We start from the raw sequence: 14,199 nt of genomic DNA, 5'->3' as shown, positions 1-14,199 counted from the left end.
GCACGGCGCGCGCGTGAGCAAATCGGGGCGACAATGCCGCTTTCGCGGCGCAGCCGCGATGGATCAGGTCAGAAAGATCGCCATCAGGGCGACGATGGCGACGACGCCTGCCGTGCCGTACTTCACCAGCATGATGAACCCTTCATAGGTCTGCTCATGGGCGGGATAATCGTTGCCGTCGGCGGTGGTGTAGGCAACTTCGTTATGGTCTGACATCGGGCGTCTCCAGCCTTGGTGCGCATGTTGCCTTGGAATTAGCGCAATCGGGAGGGAGAGCAACGGCGGTGGCACCAGCCGGCATGTCGCGTCGTTTCGCAAGCAATGCCGTTTGCCGGAATTCAGACTGGCGCAGCCGGCCAGTTGTCCCGAATCCAGCGAGCGAGGCTTTCCTCGCTGACCTCTCCGGCGGCGAGGGAGAGGATGATGGAAGTTGCGTGAGCAGGATCGGGAGCGAATTGAACTCCGTTCTTGATGAGGAATACCCTCATGCTCAAGAATGCGATGCGTTTGTTGCCATCGACGAAAGCATGATTCTTCGCCAATCCGTAGGCATAGGCAGCGGCTAGCTCGGCCAACTCGGCTTGCTCGTAGCGCCATTTGTTGACCGGGCGCTCAAGCGCGGAGCGCAGCATACCTTCGTCTCGCAATCCCGTCGCACCGCCAAAACGACGGAGTTGCCGGCTATGGATCGCGACAGCCTGCTCATACGTGATCCATCGGGGCTCGAGCAGCTCGCTCATGCCTCATCCCTGTCATTTTGCAAGTGCCGCTAACGTGTCGCGATACTTGTCCATGGTCTGGTCGGCAATTTCCATCGTTTCTTCAAAGTCCGGGTCGTAAGGCATCAACTGCAACCCGCCGCCCGCCAACTCCGTCACATGCAGTTCCTGTCCCCGTTTGAGGTCAAGCCGCTGCATCAATTCCTTCGGCAACAGAAGGCCGTCTGAATTGCCGATCTTTTTGATTTCGAGCTTCATCTTCAGTTCCTTCTCATGGATCACAGTTGCTCGCGTCTCGTTCGACCTCCTTACAAAACAAGGCCGCGGGATGTTGTACAAACGTACAACACCCTGCGGCCTTGTTCAACATATGTTGTACGACGAAGTTACCCCATCGCCTCCAGCTCATCGATCATGCCGGAGATCACCGACAGCCCACCGTCCCAGAATTTGGGATCCTTGGCATCCAGCCCGAACGGCATCAGCAGTTCGGAATAATGCTTGGTGCCGCCAGCCGCGAGCATGGCGAGGTAGCGTTCGGCGAAGCCATCCTGGGCATTTTCGTAGACGGCGTAGAGCGAGTTCACCAGGCAGTCGCCGAATGCGTAGGCGTAGACGTAGAACGGCGAATGGATGAAGTGCGGGATGTACATCCAGAAGTTCTCGTAGCCCGGTCTGATGTCGATCGCCGGCCCGAGGCTTTCGCGCTGCACGTTCAGCCAGATCTCGCCGATCCGCTCGGCGGTCAGTTCGCCGTTGCGGCGTTCGGTGTGGATCGCGCGCTCGAAGGAATAGAACGCGATCTGCCGCACCACCGTGTTGATCATGTCCTCGACCTTGCCGGCCAGCAGCGCCTGACGCTGCTTGGCATTCTTGGTCTGCGACAGCAGCCGCTTGAAGGTCAGCATCTCCCCGAACACGGAGGCGGTCTCGGCCAGCGTCAGCGGCGTCGGCGCCATCAGCGCGCCGTTCTTCGCCGCCAGCACCTGGTGCACGCCGTGGCCGAGTTCATGGGCCAAAGTCATGACGTCACGCGGCTTGCCCTGGTAGTTCATCAGCACATAGGGATGCGCCGACGGCGTGGTCGGATGCGAGAACGCGCCGGGCGCCTTGCCGGGCCGCACGGCAGCGTCGATCCAGCGATCGGTGAAGAAGCGCTTGGCAATATCGGACATTTCCGGCGAGAACGCGGTGTAGGCCGTCAGCACCATGCTCCGGGCTTCGTCCCACGGAATGCTGCCGGTGGCTGCAAACGGCAGCGGTGCATTGCGATCCCAGTGTGCCAGCTTCTTCTTGCCGAACCAGCGCGCCTTGAGGGCGTAATAGCGATGCGACAGCCGTGGATAGGCCGCACGCACCGAAGTTACCAGCGCGTCGACAACTTCGCGCTCGACCCGGTTGTTGAGGTGGCGGGAGTCCGCGACATCGGCAAAACCGCGCCAGCGGTCGGAAATTTCCTTGTCCTTGGCCAGCGTGTTGGTGATCAGCGCGAAGGTCCGCTCATTGGCCTTGAAGGTCTTGGCCAGCGCCTGTCCGGCCGCCTTGCGCCTGGCGGGCAGACGATCCTGCAGCATGGTCAGCGTCGGCTCGATCGCCAGCTCCTTGCCACCGACCTTGAATCGCAGGCCGGAGATGGTCTGGTCGAACAGCCGGTTAAAGGCGCCGTAGCCGGTCTGGGATTTTTCATGAAACAGCTGCTCGACGCGGTCCTCGAGTTGGTACGGCTTGTCTTTGCGGCTGTCCTCGATCCACGGCCGGTAGTGGCCCAGCTCCGGGGTCTGCATGGCCTGTTCGATCACCGCATCGTCGATGCGGTTGAGCTCCAGCCCGAAGAACAGCAGATGCACCGACGCGGCGGTGATGCGCTCGGACACGTCGCCGTAGAATTTCGAGATCGCGGGGTCGACGCTGTCGCCGGCGTGGATCAGGCCGGCATATGAACCGAGCCGTCCGGCGAGATCGTCGATGGCCTCGTAGCGTTTCACGGCAGCCGCCAGCGAGGCGCCACCGCCCGGCTTGGCAGTTTCGGTCGCCAGCTTGCCCTTGTAGTCCGCCTCGAAGGCGGCGCAGTCGGCGTCAATCCGGTCGAGGTCGCGGGCCACTTCCGGCGCATCGATTGCCGAGTACAGGTCGGCCAGATTCCATTCCGGCAGTTTGGCCGCCTTGGATTTGGCCGCCGGTGAGCGAGTTGCCTTGGCGGCCGGCGCCGCCTTGCGGGAGAGCGATTTACGGGCAGCCTTGGCGGTGCGGTAGGACGTCGCAGATCTCGTCATGGGCACTTTCATTGGCGCAGCAATTAGGCAAAGGCGACAAGCTGCGGTGTGAGATGGACCAGCAGCTCTTCGCTTTCGGTGAGCAAGGGTTCGATCTTGTCATGAATCACATGGCGAATCGTACACCACAAGACAACCACCCGTGCGACAAGCCACCAATTCGTGCGGCGAAGGGCGCCCTCGCCTGCTGCGCAACAAGGGCCAGGTTTTCGTGATCGAACAGCAGCCGGCCGGCGCCATCCTCCAGAATGTAACGGCCGTCGATGCGCGAGACGCACAGTTCGCAGGCCTGCTCCGGACGCGGTCCAAGCAGATACAGCTGCGCATCGCCGCATTCGGTGGTGCCTGTTTCCCAGTCGCCATCGGGAAGATTGAGCGCGGCTACAACGATGTTCAGTTCAGCCTCGCTCCAGGCGCCGGAGGCTGGTCTTTGCGCGAATGCGATCACATTCATGGCTTCACCCCGAACAGCAGCCGGTGCAGTTCCGGCTCGTAGTAGAACAGCAGGTGCCTTGCGAAAACGGAGGGATCGAGGCCCAACTGGGTGGCCCACGCTTCCATGGCCTCGGTGGGCACCCGGCTGAACCCGTTCTCTACCTGGGAGATGAAGGTGTAATATTTGAGACCGAGCCGCCCGGCGAGATCGACCTGGGAAAGCCCGGCTTCGGCGCGCCGCTGCTTCAGCCAATCGCCAGCCTGCTTTCGTGCCAGCCTGGCCTCGGGCACAGGCTTGCCCTGCCGTCCTTCGGCAGGCTTGACTTGATCTCGATCAAGTTTCATGATTACGAAACTATCCAATTTGAATTGGTCGACGTGACGACTTTTTCGTAGCATGGCTGGCCGGCTGGGTGAACATCACGGGCCGCGACGAGATGCAGCATGGCATTCACCGACCGAAACCCTATTGATAGCCGCTATGCGCCCGGCCTCGGCCGGACCAGGGAACTGTTCGCGACCGTTCTGCTTGTCATGTTGGTGATAGCGCTCGCATTGCGAGCGATTATCTCCCTCGACGCACTGGCACCGGCGGTGGCGACCTTGGCGTTCGCGATGGCTGCAACAACTGCCGGCATCGCAATGCTGTGTCATCGCGACGGCCTGCGACTGACTTGGTTCGACATTGCCGGCGTGCTGACATTTGTCGGTATCGGCATCACTATCCTCATCGAGCCAGACCAGATGGTCCGGCTCGTTTCGCAACCGGAGCGACCAGACTAGAAACGACACCCGCGGGCGATCCTCGCGGACTTTTATTGTAATCACGTCCAGGCCCGGGCCCCTCTGGCAGTTCATGTGAACTGTGATGTCGGACTGGACGTTCAACGGAGCGGCCCATGACCGAACTTTTCACCCCCGAAGCCCTGTCTGCATTTTTCCAGGTCGTGATGATCGACCTGGTGCTGGCCGGCGACAACGCCATCGTCATCGGCCTTGCCGCTGCCGGACTGCCCAAAGAGCAGCGCGGAAGGGCGATCCTGATCGGCATCATCGCCGCCACGCTCCTGCGCATCGGCTTCGCCAGCGTCACCGTGCAACTGCTGCAGATCATCGGCCTGCTGCTCGCCGGCGGCGTACTGCTGCTGTGGGTCTGCTGGAAGATGTGGCGCGAACTGCGCGCCGGCCATGAGCACGACCTCGACGCGCTGGAAAACCAGCTCAATGCCGACGGCACGCCGGCCGGCCCGCGCAAGACGCTCGGACAGGCAATCTGGCAGATCACGCTGGCGGACGTCTCCATGTCGCTCGACAACGTGCTGGCAGTCGCCGGTGCGGCGCGCGATCATCCCACCATCCTGATCTTCGGCCTTGCGCTGTCGATCGCCTTGATGGGTCTTGCCGCCAGCTTCATCGCCAAGCTGCTGCAGAACCACCGCTGGATCGCCTATGTCGGCCTCGCCATCATCCTGTATGTGGCCGGCGACATGATCTATCGCGGCGCGCTCGAGGTTTGGCCTCACGCCCAGACGCTGACATCCAGATAGCGGTGGAAACACACCACGCCGTTAGGAAAGCATTAACGGTTTCCTCGCCATGGTGGCCCAAATCGGGACAAGTTGCCCCTGTTGGAGTGCCCTATGGCCGAACGCATTCTCGTGGCCGACGACGACGCCATTCAGCGCCGTCTGGTGGAAAACATGGTCCTTCGCTGCGGCTATGAGGCCATCATTGTCGACAGCGGGGATGCCGCGCTCGCCCGGCTGACCGATCCGGACGCGCCGCCGGTCGATGCCGTCGTGCTTGACCTGGTGATGCCCGGCCTCGACGGCATGGGCGTGCTCGGCAAGATCCGCGAGGCCGGCCTCGGCGTTCCCGTGATCGTGCAGACCGCCCATGGCGGCATCGACAATGTGGTGTCGGCGATGCGCGCCGGCGCACACGACTTCGTGGTCAAGCCGGTCGGACTCGAGCGGCTGCAGGTGTCCCTGCGCAACGCACTCAATGCCAGCGCGCTGAAGGGCGAACTGCAGCGCATCAAGCACAGCCGCGAAGGACGGCTGACCTTTGCAGACATCATCACCCGCAGCGCGGCGATGGACAACGTCGTGCGCACCGCGCGCAAGGCGGCGACATCCACCATTCCAGTGCTGATCGAGGGTGAATCCGGCGTCGGCAAGGAGTTGATCGCGCGCGCCATCCATGGCTCCGGCGAGCGCGCCAGCAAGCCGTTCGTCGCCGTCAATTGCGGCGCGATTCCCGACAATCTCGTGGAGTCGATCCTGTTCGGGCACGAGAAGGGCTCCTTCACCGGTGCCACCGAGCGGCATCTAGGCAAGTTCGTCGAAGCCTCTGGCGGCACGCTGTTTCTCGACGAGGTCAGCGAGTTGCCGCTGGCAGCGCAAGTCAAGCTGCTGCGCGCGCTGCAGGAGGGATCCGTCGAAGCCGTCGGTGGTCGCAAGCCGACCAAGGTCGATGTCCGCATCGTTTCGGCCACCAATCGCAAGCTGCTCGAGCGCGTCAAGGCCGGGCAATTCCGTGAAGACCTGTTCTACCGGCTCCATGTCCTGCCGCTGACGCTGCCGCCGCTGCGGGACCGGCGCGAGGATATTCCGCATCTGCTGCGGCATTTCCTGGCGCGGTTCTGCGCCGAGGAGAACCGGCCGATCACCGGGATCTCCGGCGAGGCAATGGCCAGGCTGGCGCAGCTCGACTGGCCGGGCAACATCCGCCAGCTCGAAAACGTCGTCTACCGTGCAGTGGTGATGAGCGAGGGCGACCAGCTCGGGCTGGCAGATTTCCCGCAGGCGGCGGCACTGACGCCGACCATGGCTGAACACGCAGCAGAACCGCTGATGATCGAGCCGGGATTCCACGCGACGGCGCCGGCAATGGTATCGGGCGCCGACATCCCCATCGCGCCATTCGCCGGCGCGGCCAGCCTCGCATTGATGACGCCCGCCGGCGAAGTCCGCGCGCTGGAAGATATGGAAGCGGAGATCATCCGCTTTGCCATTGCGCACTACCGCGGTCAGATGTCGGAGGTGGCGCGCCGGCTGAAAATCGGCCGCTCGACACTTTACCGCAAGCTCGATGAAGCTGCGGACAAGGACAAAGACGCACTGACTACCGGCTCCGAAACGACCAGCTGAACACGCACGCGCAATACCGGCGCGATCGATATCAGAGGGAACTTCGAACCGTGGCGGCGCGGTGACACACCACTCAAAAAGCGCGTCAGAACCGCGCTTTACATTGCAAAAGCGCCACGTTGCGGTCAGTTTGTCGTGAGATACCCCGGGATGCGCTGGCGCTTGTTTCGGGCGTGTGTATCGTCCGCGTAGGAATCGTGGCGTGCCGGCCTACTAATGCAGGCGCTTCAGCAGCTGCCGTGACGTGAAACAGGACCTGTTCCTTGGCGGGACAGCTTCATCCAAGGGGTGCGAGAATGCGTGACTATTCGAATGGCCGCTCGGGATTTGACCGCGTGCTGATGGCCGTGGCCGCTACATTCCTGACGGTCACTACCTCGGCGGCTTTCGCGCAGGCAGAACCTGCCCGCAGCAGCGCTGCCGATCTGGCCATCGATGCGGCCGTGCCACGCCCCGAGCCGGCCAACGTCCCACCGCCCACCGCCGGCGACTTCAAGTCCGACGTCACGGCCTCGACGCCCGACGCGGCGAAGACCACCGTCACGGCCACCGAAGCAAAACCTGCCGCCGCGACTCCTGAATCGGTCACGCCGGCTGCATCGACTGCGACCGCTGCACCGACTGCCGTCGAACCCGCGAAGGAGCAGGCCAAGGAAACGTCGACGGAAGCCGCCAAGCCGGCGAGCACCGTGGCATCCGCGGATCAGCCGGTGGTCGACAAACTGCGCGAGATGCTGGGCGCGAAGACGTCGCGCCTGTTCGATCGCAAGGGCGAGCGCGCGGCCGTTGAGAAGTTCTACACCACCCGCAACTTCGCACCGCTGTGGACGCAGGCCGGTACCGTGACCGCCATCGCCAAGAGCGTCGTCGCGCGACTGAAGGACGCCGGGTCCGACGGCCTCAACGCCGCCGACTATCCGATTCCGGATTTCGCCGCCGCGACTTCGCCCGACGCACTGGCCGAAGCCGAACTGAAACTGACTGCCAGCGTGCTGGACTATGCCCGCCAGGCCCAGAGCGGTCGCATGCACTGGTCTCAGGTCTCCGGCGACATCCAGTATCCCGAGCACCCGATCGATCCGACCGAAGTGCTGGTGAATGTCTCGACAGCGAAGAACCCCTCGGCGGCGCTCGACGGCTACAACCCGCCGCACAAGGCCTATCAGGAATTGAAGAAGAAGCTCGCCGAACTGCGCGGCGAGACCGGCACGCTGCAGCAGCCGATCGGCGAAGGCCCCGCGCTGAAGTTCGTCAAGCCGACGAAGAAGCAGGCAGCGGCCGTGATGGAGGACCCGCGCGTGCCGCTGCTGCGCGCCCGGCTCAACGTCGATAATCCTGACGACACGAAATACGATGCCGCCGTTGCGGACGCCGTGCGCAAATTCCAGGCCAGCAACGAGCTGAAAGCGAGCGGCGTGCTCGACGAGGCCACCGTGCGCGCCATGAACGCGCCCAAGCGCGATCGCCAGATCGACACCGTCATCGTCAACATGGAGCGTTGGCGCTGGCTGCCGCGTCAGCTCGGTGCGGCTGCTATCGGCAACGCCTATGTCATTCTCAACATTCCCGACTATTCGCTGAAGGTCATGCACAACGGCGCACAGGCCTGGACCACGCGCGTCGTGGTCGGCAAGCCCGGCAATCATGCCACGCCGCTGCTGACGGAAACGATGAAGTACATCACCGTCAATCCGACCTGGAACGTGCCGCCATCGATCATCTACAATGAGTATTTGCCAGCCTTGCAGCAGGATCCGACGGTCCTGCAACGCATGGGCCTCAAGCTCACGCGCAACTCCGACGGCAGCATCCACATTGCGCAGCCGCCCGGCGAAGCCAATGCGCTGGGCCGCATCCGCTTCAACTTCCCGAACAAGTTCCTGGTCTATCAGCACGATACGCCGGACAAAAACCTGTTCGCCCGCGACGAACGCGCCTTCAGCCACGGCTGCATGCGCGTGCAGAACCCGGACCAGTACGCGGCGACCCTGCTCAACATCATCATGCCGGGCGAGCGCTACACGCCGGAGAAGATCCGCGGCATGTACGGCAAGAGCGAGATCGACCTGAAATTCCCGACACCGATCCCGGTCAACATCACCTACCAGACCGCCTTCGTCGATGACGCCGGCAAGCTGCAGTTGCGCAAGGACGTCTACGGGCGCGACGCGCAGATGCTGGCGATCCTGCGCAACGCCAAGGGCAAGGATCTGGAGAGCGTCGTCGCTCATGCCCAGCCGAGCTATGCCCGTCCGAAGGCCGACATTCCGCAGGGCGTCGCGTTCAATGACTCCTTCGGCGGTGGCAACAGCAGCAACAGCGGCCCGTCGTTCTTCGAACGGCTGTTCGGCGGACCGACCCCCGCGCCAGTGCCCACCGGAAACCAGCGCCAGCGCCGAATCATCCGCTAGGCAGGCGACATAATAGCCAACAAAATCAAGGGCCTCGCTGATGCGGGGCCCTTTTTATAGGGTGGACCGCCCTGCCCGCATTAACCATCCTCCATCCGCAAAGCGGCAATGGGCTATTTTTCGCCATACTCAGGGGGTTAGGTTGATCTCCGACTTGGGGGATGGGGCCTTGGATCTCGTTTGACCCTCCCGTTTTAAGACTGCGTTCACTCTCTTTCGCCACATGGGGTAGCGGAAGAAGTATCGATCGAACTGGGTGGGCTCATACGTGCTGGTTGGTTTCGCACGCAATCTCAAATCGCTGTCTGCGCGCGCCGGCTTTCACGCCTGCCTGTCGTCGCTGCTGCTGATCGCAGCCGCAGGCACGGTTCACGATGCGACCGCGCTGGGCGACAACCGCACCCTGTCCTTCCACCACACCCATTCCGGCGAAGACCTGACCGTCACCTTCAAGCGCAACGGTCGCTACGACGAAGATGCGCTGAAACAGATCAACCATTTCCTCCGCGACTGGCGCAGCCAGGACTCCACCACCATGGATCGTCGCCTGTTCGACATCCTCTGGGAAGTCTACCGCGACGTCGACGGCAAGCAGCCCATCCAGATCATCTCCGCCTACCGCTCCCCTGCCACCAACGCCATGCTGCGCCGCCGGTCGTCCGGCGTGGCGCGCGCCAGCCAGCACATGCTGGGCCACGCCATGGACTTCTTCATCCCGGCGGTGCCGCTCGAACAGATCCGTTTCGCCGGACTGCGCCTGCAACGCGGCGGCGTCGGCTTCTACCCGACATCGGGCTCGCCGTTCGTCCATCTCGACACCGGCAGCATCCGCCACTGGCCGCGCATGACCCACGATCAGCTGGCACGGGTATTCCCGGATGGCCGCACCGTACATGTGCCGTCCGATGGCAATCCCCTGCCGGGCTACCAGCTGGCCATGGCCGACATCGAGAAGCGCGGCGACGGCGACAGCGCCGCCCTCGCCAAGAGCAAGCCCGGCCTGTTCACCTCGCTGTTTCGCGGCAAGTCGAATGACGACGACGAAGAAGGCGCGGCCCCCGCCGCTCCCGCCAAGCCCTCGACCATTGGCCTGATGGCCGCCGCGATGCCCGCGAAATCTGCCGAACCGGTTCCGATGCCTCGCGCCAAGCCGGCCCGGGCTGCCAGCTTCCAGGTCGCCTCGGCTGACATCGTACCGCCCGCGCCGCGGATGGCGTCGGATGGCAATCCGGCGCCTCGCCCGCCTGCCGGTCTAGCCGGGGACACCGCGACAAAGCCGCAGACGCCCGCCGACATTATCAATGCCCGCGGCTTCTGGGACCAGATGCCGGCCGCGCCGAAGCAGGCAAGCCCGGCCCAGGTGGCTGCCATCAGCGCCCGCCAGGCCCTGGCCAATGCCGCCGAGCCGCAATCGGCCGCCGCCTCCGCCTTCCAGCAGGCGCTGGCCTATGCGCCGCCGTCGGCACCGCTTGACCGCAGCCAGATCGTGGCCGCCAGCGCGCCGATTCCGCGCAGCGCACGCCCGGCCTCGCCGGCCCGCAATCCGATGGCGGTCACCAGCATCACCACCGTGCTGGCCAAGGGCAGCCATGGCCAGATCAGCGCGATCTCCACCTCCGCACGGCTCTCCGCCGCACCGGGCCGCGACGAGAGTGTCTGGACGCGCATGATGATCCTGGCACCGAGCGCGATCACGTCGATGTCCACGACGGTGATGGGCGACGGCGATCTCACCGTCTTGCGTGCACATTTCGTCAAACCGCAGGCTGCGGTGACCATGAGCTTCGCTGACGATCCGCAGCTCGGCCTCGTCTGCGACCGGTTCACCGGTACGGCCATCACCACGCTGGCAACCACGCCGTTCACCCGGACCGCCGAACTGCGCTGAGGCGCAGCGACAATAACTTCAATAAATCGACTGGCTTTCCCCTCTCTCGGGTGCAGCGCAGCTGCGTCTGGGGGTAGATGGTGGATCGAACACGCGTAGCGGGTTCGAGACGGGAGGGGGCGTCTTCTGAAGTGCGCGCGGCTACTCCCCCTCTCCCGCCCTCACTTCGCGTAGCCGATGCTTCGCATCGGCGTCCGTCCAATAACGGCGGCAGAATGCCGCCTATGCACCCTCTCCCACCTTCGCGCAGCTACGCTGCGCGCGGGGAGAGGGGAAGAAAGACAGCGACGCCATCGCCTCAGAGCATCCCCAAGGCCTGCATGTAGGTATCCAGGATGGTTTCCTGCTCGGCGCGCTCGTTGGCATCCTGCTTGCGCATGCGGATGATGGTGCGCAGCGCCTTGACGTCGTAGCCGTTGCCCTTGGCTTCGCCGTAGACATCCTTGATGTCGTCAGAAATGGTCTTCTTTTCTTCTTCCAGCCGCTCGATGCGCTCGACGATGGCCTTGAGCTGGTCCTTGGCGAAAGAATGCGTCGCCTGATCGTCCAGAACGGACGTGGCCGTGTTTGCCATCGGATACTCCTAGTGGGATTGGTTTGGTGGACAGGGGAGCGACGTTATGCGCGCCCGTAAGTTAAAAAGACACTCAAGAGTGGGACGGCCGGCGTCAAGACAGCATCGCGGTCATCCACAGTGCCCCCACAACTTTCATTTTCCGCACGGAACAGCAGCGCGAAAAGCGCGTCAATGCCCGGAATGGCTCTTCTTGAATGCGGCGGCCTGCTCAGGGGTTGCCGGCGCCTGGTGGAGCGTTTTCCAGGCCTCGTAGGGCATGCCGTAGACCGCCTCGCGGCTGTCGTCCTTGCTCATCGGGACCCCCTTGGCGTCGGCCTCCTCCTTCAGCCAGTTCGACAGACAATTGCGGCAGAAGCCCGCCAGATTCATCAGGTCGATGTTCTGGACATCTGTCCGTTCGCGCAAATGTGCGACCAGGCGCCGGAAGGCCGCGGCTTCCAGCTCGGTCCGGGTTTTTTCGTCAAGCGCCGCGCTGTCGGACGCAGTTTTGTCAACCGTCATGGCTGGTCTCGCTATTCTCGTTGGTGGTTTGCCCGGTTTTACATAAAGTGGTGCTCTGTCACAGATTTTGCCACTTCGCCGGCCAAACAAGCTTCTGCATCGCAGGTTCCGCGACCGTGGACAGATCCGACGGCTCGCGCGAAATCGTCAATGAATTGATATAGCCTCTCTCGATGACCTCTGCAGATTCCTATTGCCGCTCCCGACTTCCTCGCGCCGCCGCGCTCTGGCCGGTGCTGGCGCTTGCCCTGATGTGGCTGTCGACCAGTCCGGCGGCGGCCGATTTCCGCCTGTGCAACAATACGTCGAGCCGGGTCGGCATCGCGCTGGGCTACAAGGACGCCGACGGCTGGACCACCGAAGGCTGGTGGAACGTGTCGTCGCGGGCCTGCGAAACCCTGCTGCGCGGCACCCTTGTGGCCCGCTTCTATTACATCTACGCGCTCGACTACGACCGCGGCGGCGAATGGTCCGGCCAGGCCTTCATGTGCTCGCGCGACAAGGAATTCACCATCAAGGGCACCGAGAATTGTCTGGCGCGCGGCTTCGATCGCACCGGGTTCTTCGAGGTCGACACGGGCGAACAGCGCGCATGGACCGTCCAGCTGACCGAATCCAACGAACAAAATCCGCCAAAGCTGCCCGGCGTTCCGGGGCCAGCGGGCCCGCCCGGACAGGGCGGCCTGCCGGGAATGCCGAACGCACCGGGCAATCCGCTTCCCGGCACGCTGCCGCCCAGCGTCACGCCGGGATCCAAGCCATGAGGCGCATGCGACGCATCAAGATTGTCGCAACGCTGGGTCCGGTGTCATCGGACAGCACGATGATCCGCAAGCTGTTCGAAGCGGGCGCGGACGTGTTTCGCATCAATATGAGCCACACCTCGCACGACAAGATGCGCGAGCTGGTGAAGACCATCCGCAATGTCGAGAGCAGCTATGGCCGCCCGATCGGCATCCTCGTCGATCTGCAAGGGCCGAAGCTGCGGCTCGGCTCGTTCGCCGATGGCGCCATCCAGCTCAGGAACGGCGAGACCTTCACGCTGGATTCCGACAAGACCCCCGGCGACAACACCCGGGTGCAGCTGCCGCATCCGGAGATTCTCGCGGCGCTGCGCCCCGGCCACGCGCTGCTGCTCGACGACGGCAAGGTCCGCCTGATTGCCGAGGAGTGCTCGCCGGACCGCGCCGTGACCCGTGTGGTGATCGGCGGCCGGATGTCGGACCGCAAGGGCGTCAGCCTGCCCGATACCGACCTGCCTATCTCGGTGATGACACCGAAGGATCGCGCCGACCTCGAAGCCGCGCTGGAGACCGGGATCGACTGGGTGGCGCTGTCCTTCGTGCAGCGCGCCGACGACGTCATCGAGGCCAAGAAGCTGATTCGTGGCCGCGCCGCGGTGATGTCGAAGATCGAGAAGCCTCAGGCCATCGACCGACTGGCTGAAATCCTCGACGTGTCCGACGCGCTGATGGTGGCGCGCGGCGATCTCGGCGTCGAACTGCCGCTGGAACGCGTGCCGAGCCTGCAGAAGCAGATGACGCGCATGGCGCGCCGCGCCGGCAAGCCGGTGGTGGTGGCCACGCAGATGCTGGAATCGATGATCCAGAGCCCGGTGCCGACGCGCGCCGAAGTCTCGGACGTCGCCACGGCCGTCTATGAAGGCGCCGACGCCATCATGCTGTCGGCGGAATCGGCGGCCGGTAGATTTCCGGTCGAGGCTGTCGCCACCATGAACCGCATCGGCGAGGAGGTCGAACGCGACCCGATCTATCGCAGCGTGCTCACCGCGCAGCGGCCGGAGCCGGAAGCCACCGCGGGCGACGCCATCGCCGGCGCCGCGCGGCAGATTGCGGAGACGCTCGACCTGTCCGCGATCATCTGCTGGACCAGTTCAGGATCCACCGCGATCCGCGTTGCACGCGAGCGGCCGAAACCGCCGGTGGTGGCGATCACGCCGAACGCCGCCACCGGCCGCAGGCTGGCGGTGGTGTGGGGCGTGCATTGCGTGGTGGCCGAAGACGCGCACGATCAGGACGACATGGTCGATCGCGCCGGCAGCATCGCGTTTCGCGATGGCTTCGCCAAGGCCGGCCAGCGCGTCATCATCGTCGCCGGCGTGCCGCTCGGCACTCCCGGCGCCACCAACATGGTGCGCATAGCCTATGTCGGCCCGAAGGCTGACGCGGAGATGTAGGTAGCGGCGCGGGACTGACCTTACCCCGTATCAACAAACTCCACTG

General features: G+C 63.9%; 15 protein-coding genes. 7 read left to right on the top strand and 8 right to left on the bottom strand.

The genetic code is table 11. The features are described from left to right. Positions 1-63: 63 nt before the first annotated feature. From ONR75_RS06820 to ONR75_RS06795, 6 genes are all read right to left on the bottom strand, one after another. A complete protein-coding gene (locus tag ONR75_RS06820) occupies positions 64-216 on the bottom strand; it encodes an aa3-type cytochrome c oxidase subunit IV (protein ID WP_265081936.1) in 153 nt (50 codons plus the stop codon). A 122-nt stretch (positions 217-338) separates the two neighbouring features. Then, entirely contained in the window at positions 339-740 is a 402-nt protein-coding gene (locus ONR75_RS06815; RefSeq protein WP_265081935.1) for a type II toxin-antitoxin system death-on-curing family toxin, read from the bottom strand. Positions 741-752: 12 nt separating this feature from the next. Then, entirely contained in the window at positions 753-977 is a 225-nt protein-coding gene (locus ONR75_RS06810) for an AbrB/MazE/SpoVT family DNA-binding domain-containing protein (RefSeq protein ID WP_265081934.1), read from the bottom strand. Between the two features lie 128 nt (positions 978-1,105). Next, a complete protein-coding gene (locus ONR75_RS06805) occupies positions 1,106-2,992 on the bottom strand; it encodes a M3 family oligoendopeptidase (RefSeq protein ID WP_265081933.1) in 1,887 nt (628 codons plus the stop codon). Between the two features lie 106 nt (positions 2,993-3,098). Then, a complete protein-coding gene (locus ONR75_RS06800; protein ID WP_265081932.1) occupies positions 3,099-3,440 on the bottom strand; it encodes a hypothetical protein in 342 nt (113 codons plus the stop codon). A 2-nt stretch (positions 3,441-3,442) separates the two neighbouring features. Continuing rightward, complete coding sequence (locus ONR75_RS06795) at positions 3,443-3,772, bottom strand: helix-turn-helix domain-containing protein (RefSeq protein ID WP_265081931.1); 330 nt, start codon at positions 3,770-3,772, stop codon at positions 3,443-3,445. A gap of 99 nt (positions 3,773-3,871) precedes the next feature. Here ONR75_RS06795 and ONR75_RS06790 point away from each other — a divergent pair, with 99 nt between their 5' ends. The 5 genes from ONR75_RS06790 (at position 3,872) to ONR75_RS06770 (ending at position 10,878) form a co-directional block, all read left to right on the top strand. Next, positions 3,872-4,210 carry a hypothetical protein gene (locus tag ONR75_RS06790; RefSeq protein WP_265081930.1) on the top strand — a complete coding sequence of 113 codons (339 nt, stop codon included), beginning with the start codon at positions 3,872-3,874 and terminating at the stop codon, positions 4,208-4,210. Positions 4,211-4,326: 116 nt separating this feature from the next. Then, positions 4,327-4,974 carry a TerC family protein gene (locus ONR75_RS06785; RefSeq protein WP_265081929.1) on the top strand — a complete coding sequence of 216 codons (648 nt, stop codon included), beginning with the start codon at positions 4,327-4,329 and terminating at the stop codon, positions 4,972-4,974. A 93-nt stretch (positions 4,975-5,067) separates the two neighbouring features. Then, positions 5,068-6,579: a sigma-54-dependent transcriptional regulator gene (locus ONR75_RS06780; protein WP_265081928.1), complete on the top strand. Its 1,512-nt coding sequence runs from the start codon at positions 5,068-5,070 to the stop codon at positions 6,577-6,579. Positions 6,580-6,875: 296 nt separating this feature from the next. Further along, positions 6,876-8,990, top strand: a complete 2,115-nt coding sequence (locus tag ONR75_RS06775) for a L,D-transpeptidase family protein (RefSeq protein WP_265081927.1) — start codon at positions 6,876-6,878, stop codon at positions 8,988-8,990. A 268-nt stretch (positions 8,991-9,258) separates the two neighbouring features. Then, the gene (locus ONR75_RS06770) at positions 9,259-10,878 is read left to right on the top strand and encodes a DUF882 domain-containing protein (protein ID WP_413776446.1); all 1,620 of its coding nucleotides are present in this window, start codon (positions 9,259-9,261) and stop codon (positions 10,876-10,878) included. A gap of 298 nt (positions 10,879-11,176) precedes the next feature. Here ONR75_RS06770 and ONR75_RS06765 read toward each other — a convergent pair whose 3' ends face one another. Beyond that, positions 11,177-11,452 carry a DUF2312 domain-containing protein gene (locus tag ONR75_RS06765; protein WP_265081926.1) on the bottom strand — a complete coding sequence of 92 codons (276 nt, stop codon included), beginning with the start codon at positions 11,450-11,452 and terminating at the stop codon, positions 11,177-11,179. A 171-nt stretch (positions 11,453-11,623) separates the two neighbouring features. Continuing rightward, a complete protein-coding gene (locus ONR75_RS06760; protein ID WP_265081925.1) occupies positions 11,624-11,956 on the bottom strand; it encodes a DUF1244 domain-containing protein in 333 nt (110 codons plus the stop codon). Between the two features lie 173 nt (positions 11,957-12,129). Between ONR75_RS06760 and ONR75_RS06755 the strand changes: the two genes are divergently transcribed. Together ONR75_RS06755 and pyk are read left to right on the top strand one after the other, a co-directional pair. Then, entirely contained in the window at positions 12,130-12,720 is a 591-nt protein-coding gene (locus ONR75_RS06755) for a DUF1036 domain-containing protein (protein WP_265081924.1), read from the top strand. Further along, positions 12,717-14,153, top strand: coding sequence for a pyruvate kinase (pyk, locus tag ONR75_RS06750; RefSeq protein ID WP_265081923.1), 1,437 nt, complete (start codon positions 12,717-12,719; stop codon positions 14,151-14,153). The genes ONR75_RS06755 and pyk overlap by 4 nt, the downstream gene beginning before the upstream one ends. Positions 14,154-14,199: the final 46 nt, after the last annotated feature.

Origin of the sequence: Rhodopseudomonas sp. P2A-2r (assembly GCF_026015985.1) — a bacterium.
In the GTDB taxonomy this organism is placed as follows: domain Bacteria; phylum Pseudomonadota; class Alphaproteobacteria; order Rhizobiales; family Xanthobacteraceae; genus Tardiphaga.
The sequence above is the reverse complement of the archived record's forward strand: the minus strand, read 5'-3'. Positions and strand labels throughout refer to the sequence as shown.

What these genes read in the sequence shown, in the direction of transcription:
- ONR75_RS06780 (WP_265081928.1), top strand. Translation starts at nt 5,068, where the DNA reads ATGGCCGAACGCATTCTCGTGGCCGACGACGACGCCATTCAGCGCCGT.
- ONR75_RS06815 (WP_265081935.1), bottom strand. Translation starts at nt 740, where the DNA reads ATGAGCGAGCTGCTCGAGCCCCGATGGATCACGTATGAGCAGGCTGTC.
- pyk (WP_265081923.1), top strand. Translation starts at nt 12,717, where the DNA reads ATGAGGCGCATGCGACGCATCAAGATTGTCGCAACGCTGGGTCCGGTG.
- ONR75_RS06810 (WP_265081934.1), bottom strand. Translation starts at nt 977, where the DNA reads ATGAAGCTCGAAATCAAAAAGATCGGCAATTCAGACGGCCTTCTGTTG.
- ONR75_RS06755 (WP_265081924.1), top strand. Translation starts at nt 12,130, where the DNA reads ATGACCTCTGCAGATTCCTATTGCCGCTCCCGACTTCCTCGCGCCGCC.
- ONR75_RS06805 (WP_265081933.1), bottom strand. Translation starts at nt 2,992, where the DNA reads ATGACGAGATCTGCGACGTCCTACCGCACCGCCAAGGCTGCCCGTAAA.
- ONR75_RS06785 (WP_265081929.1), top strand. Translation starts at nt 4,327, where the DNA reads ATGACCGAACTTTTCACCCCCGAAGCCCTGTCTGCATTTTTCCAGGTC.
- ONR75_RS06775 (WP_265081927.1), top strand. Translation starts at nt 6,876, where the DNA reads ATGCGTGACTATTCGAATGGCCGCTCGGGATTTGACCGCGTGCTGATG.
- ONR75_RS06760 (WP_265081925.1), bottom strand. Translation starts at nt 11,956, where the DNA reads ATGACGGTTGACAAAACTGCGTCCGACAGCGCGGCGCTTGACGAAAAA.
- ONR75_RS06790 (WP_265081930.1), top strand. Translation starts at nt 3,872, where the DNA reads ATGGCATTCACCGACCGAAACCCTATTGATAGCCGCTATGCGCCCGGC.
- ONR75_RS06765 (WP_265081926.1), bottom strand. Translation starts at nt 11,452, where the DNA reads ATGGCAAACACGGCCACGTCCGTTCTGGACGATCAGGCGACGCATTCT.
- ONR75_RS06820 (WP_265081936.1), bottom strand. Translation starts at nt 216, where the DNA reads ATGTCAGACCATAACGAAGTTGCCTACACCACCGCCGACGGCAACGAT.
- ONR75_RS06795 (WP_265081931.1), bottom strand. Translation starts at nt 3,772, where the DNA reads ATGAAACTTGATCGAGATCAAGTCAAGCCTGCCGAAGGACGGCAGGGC.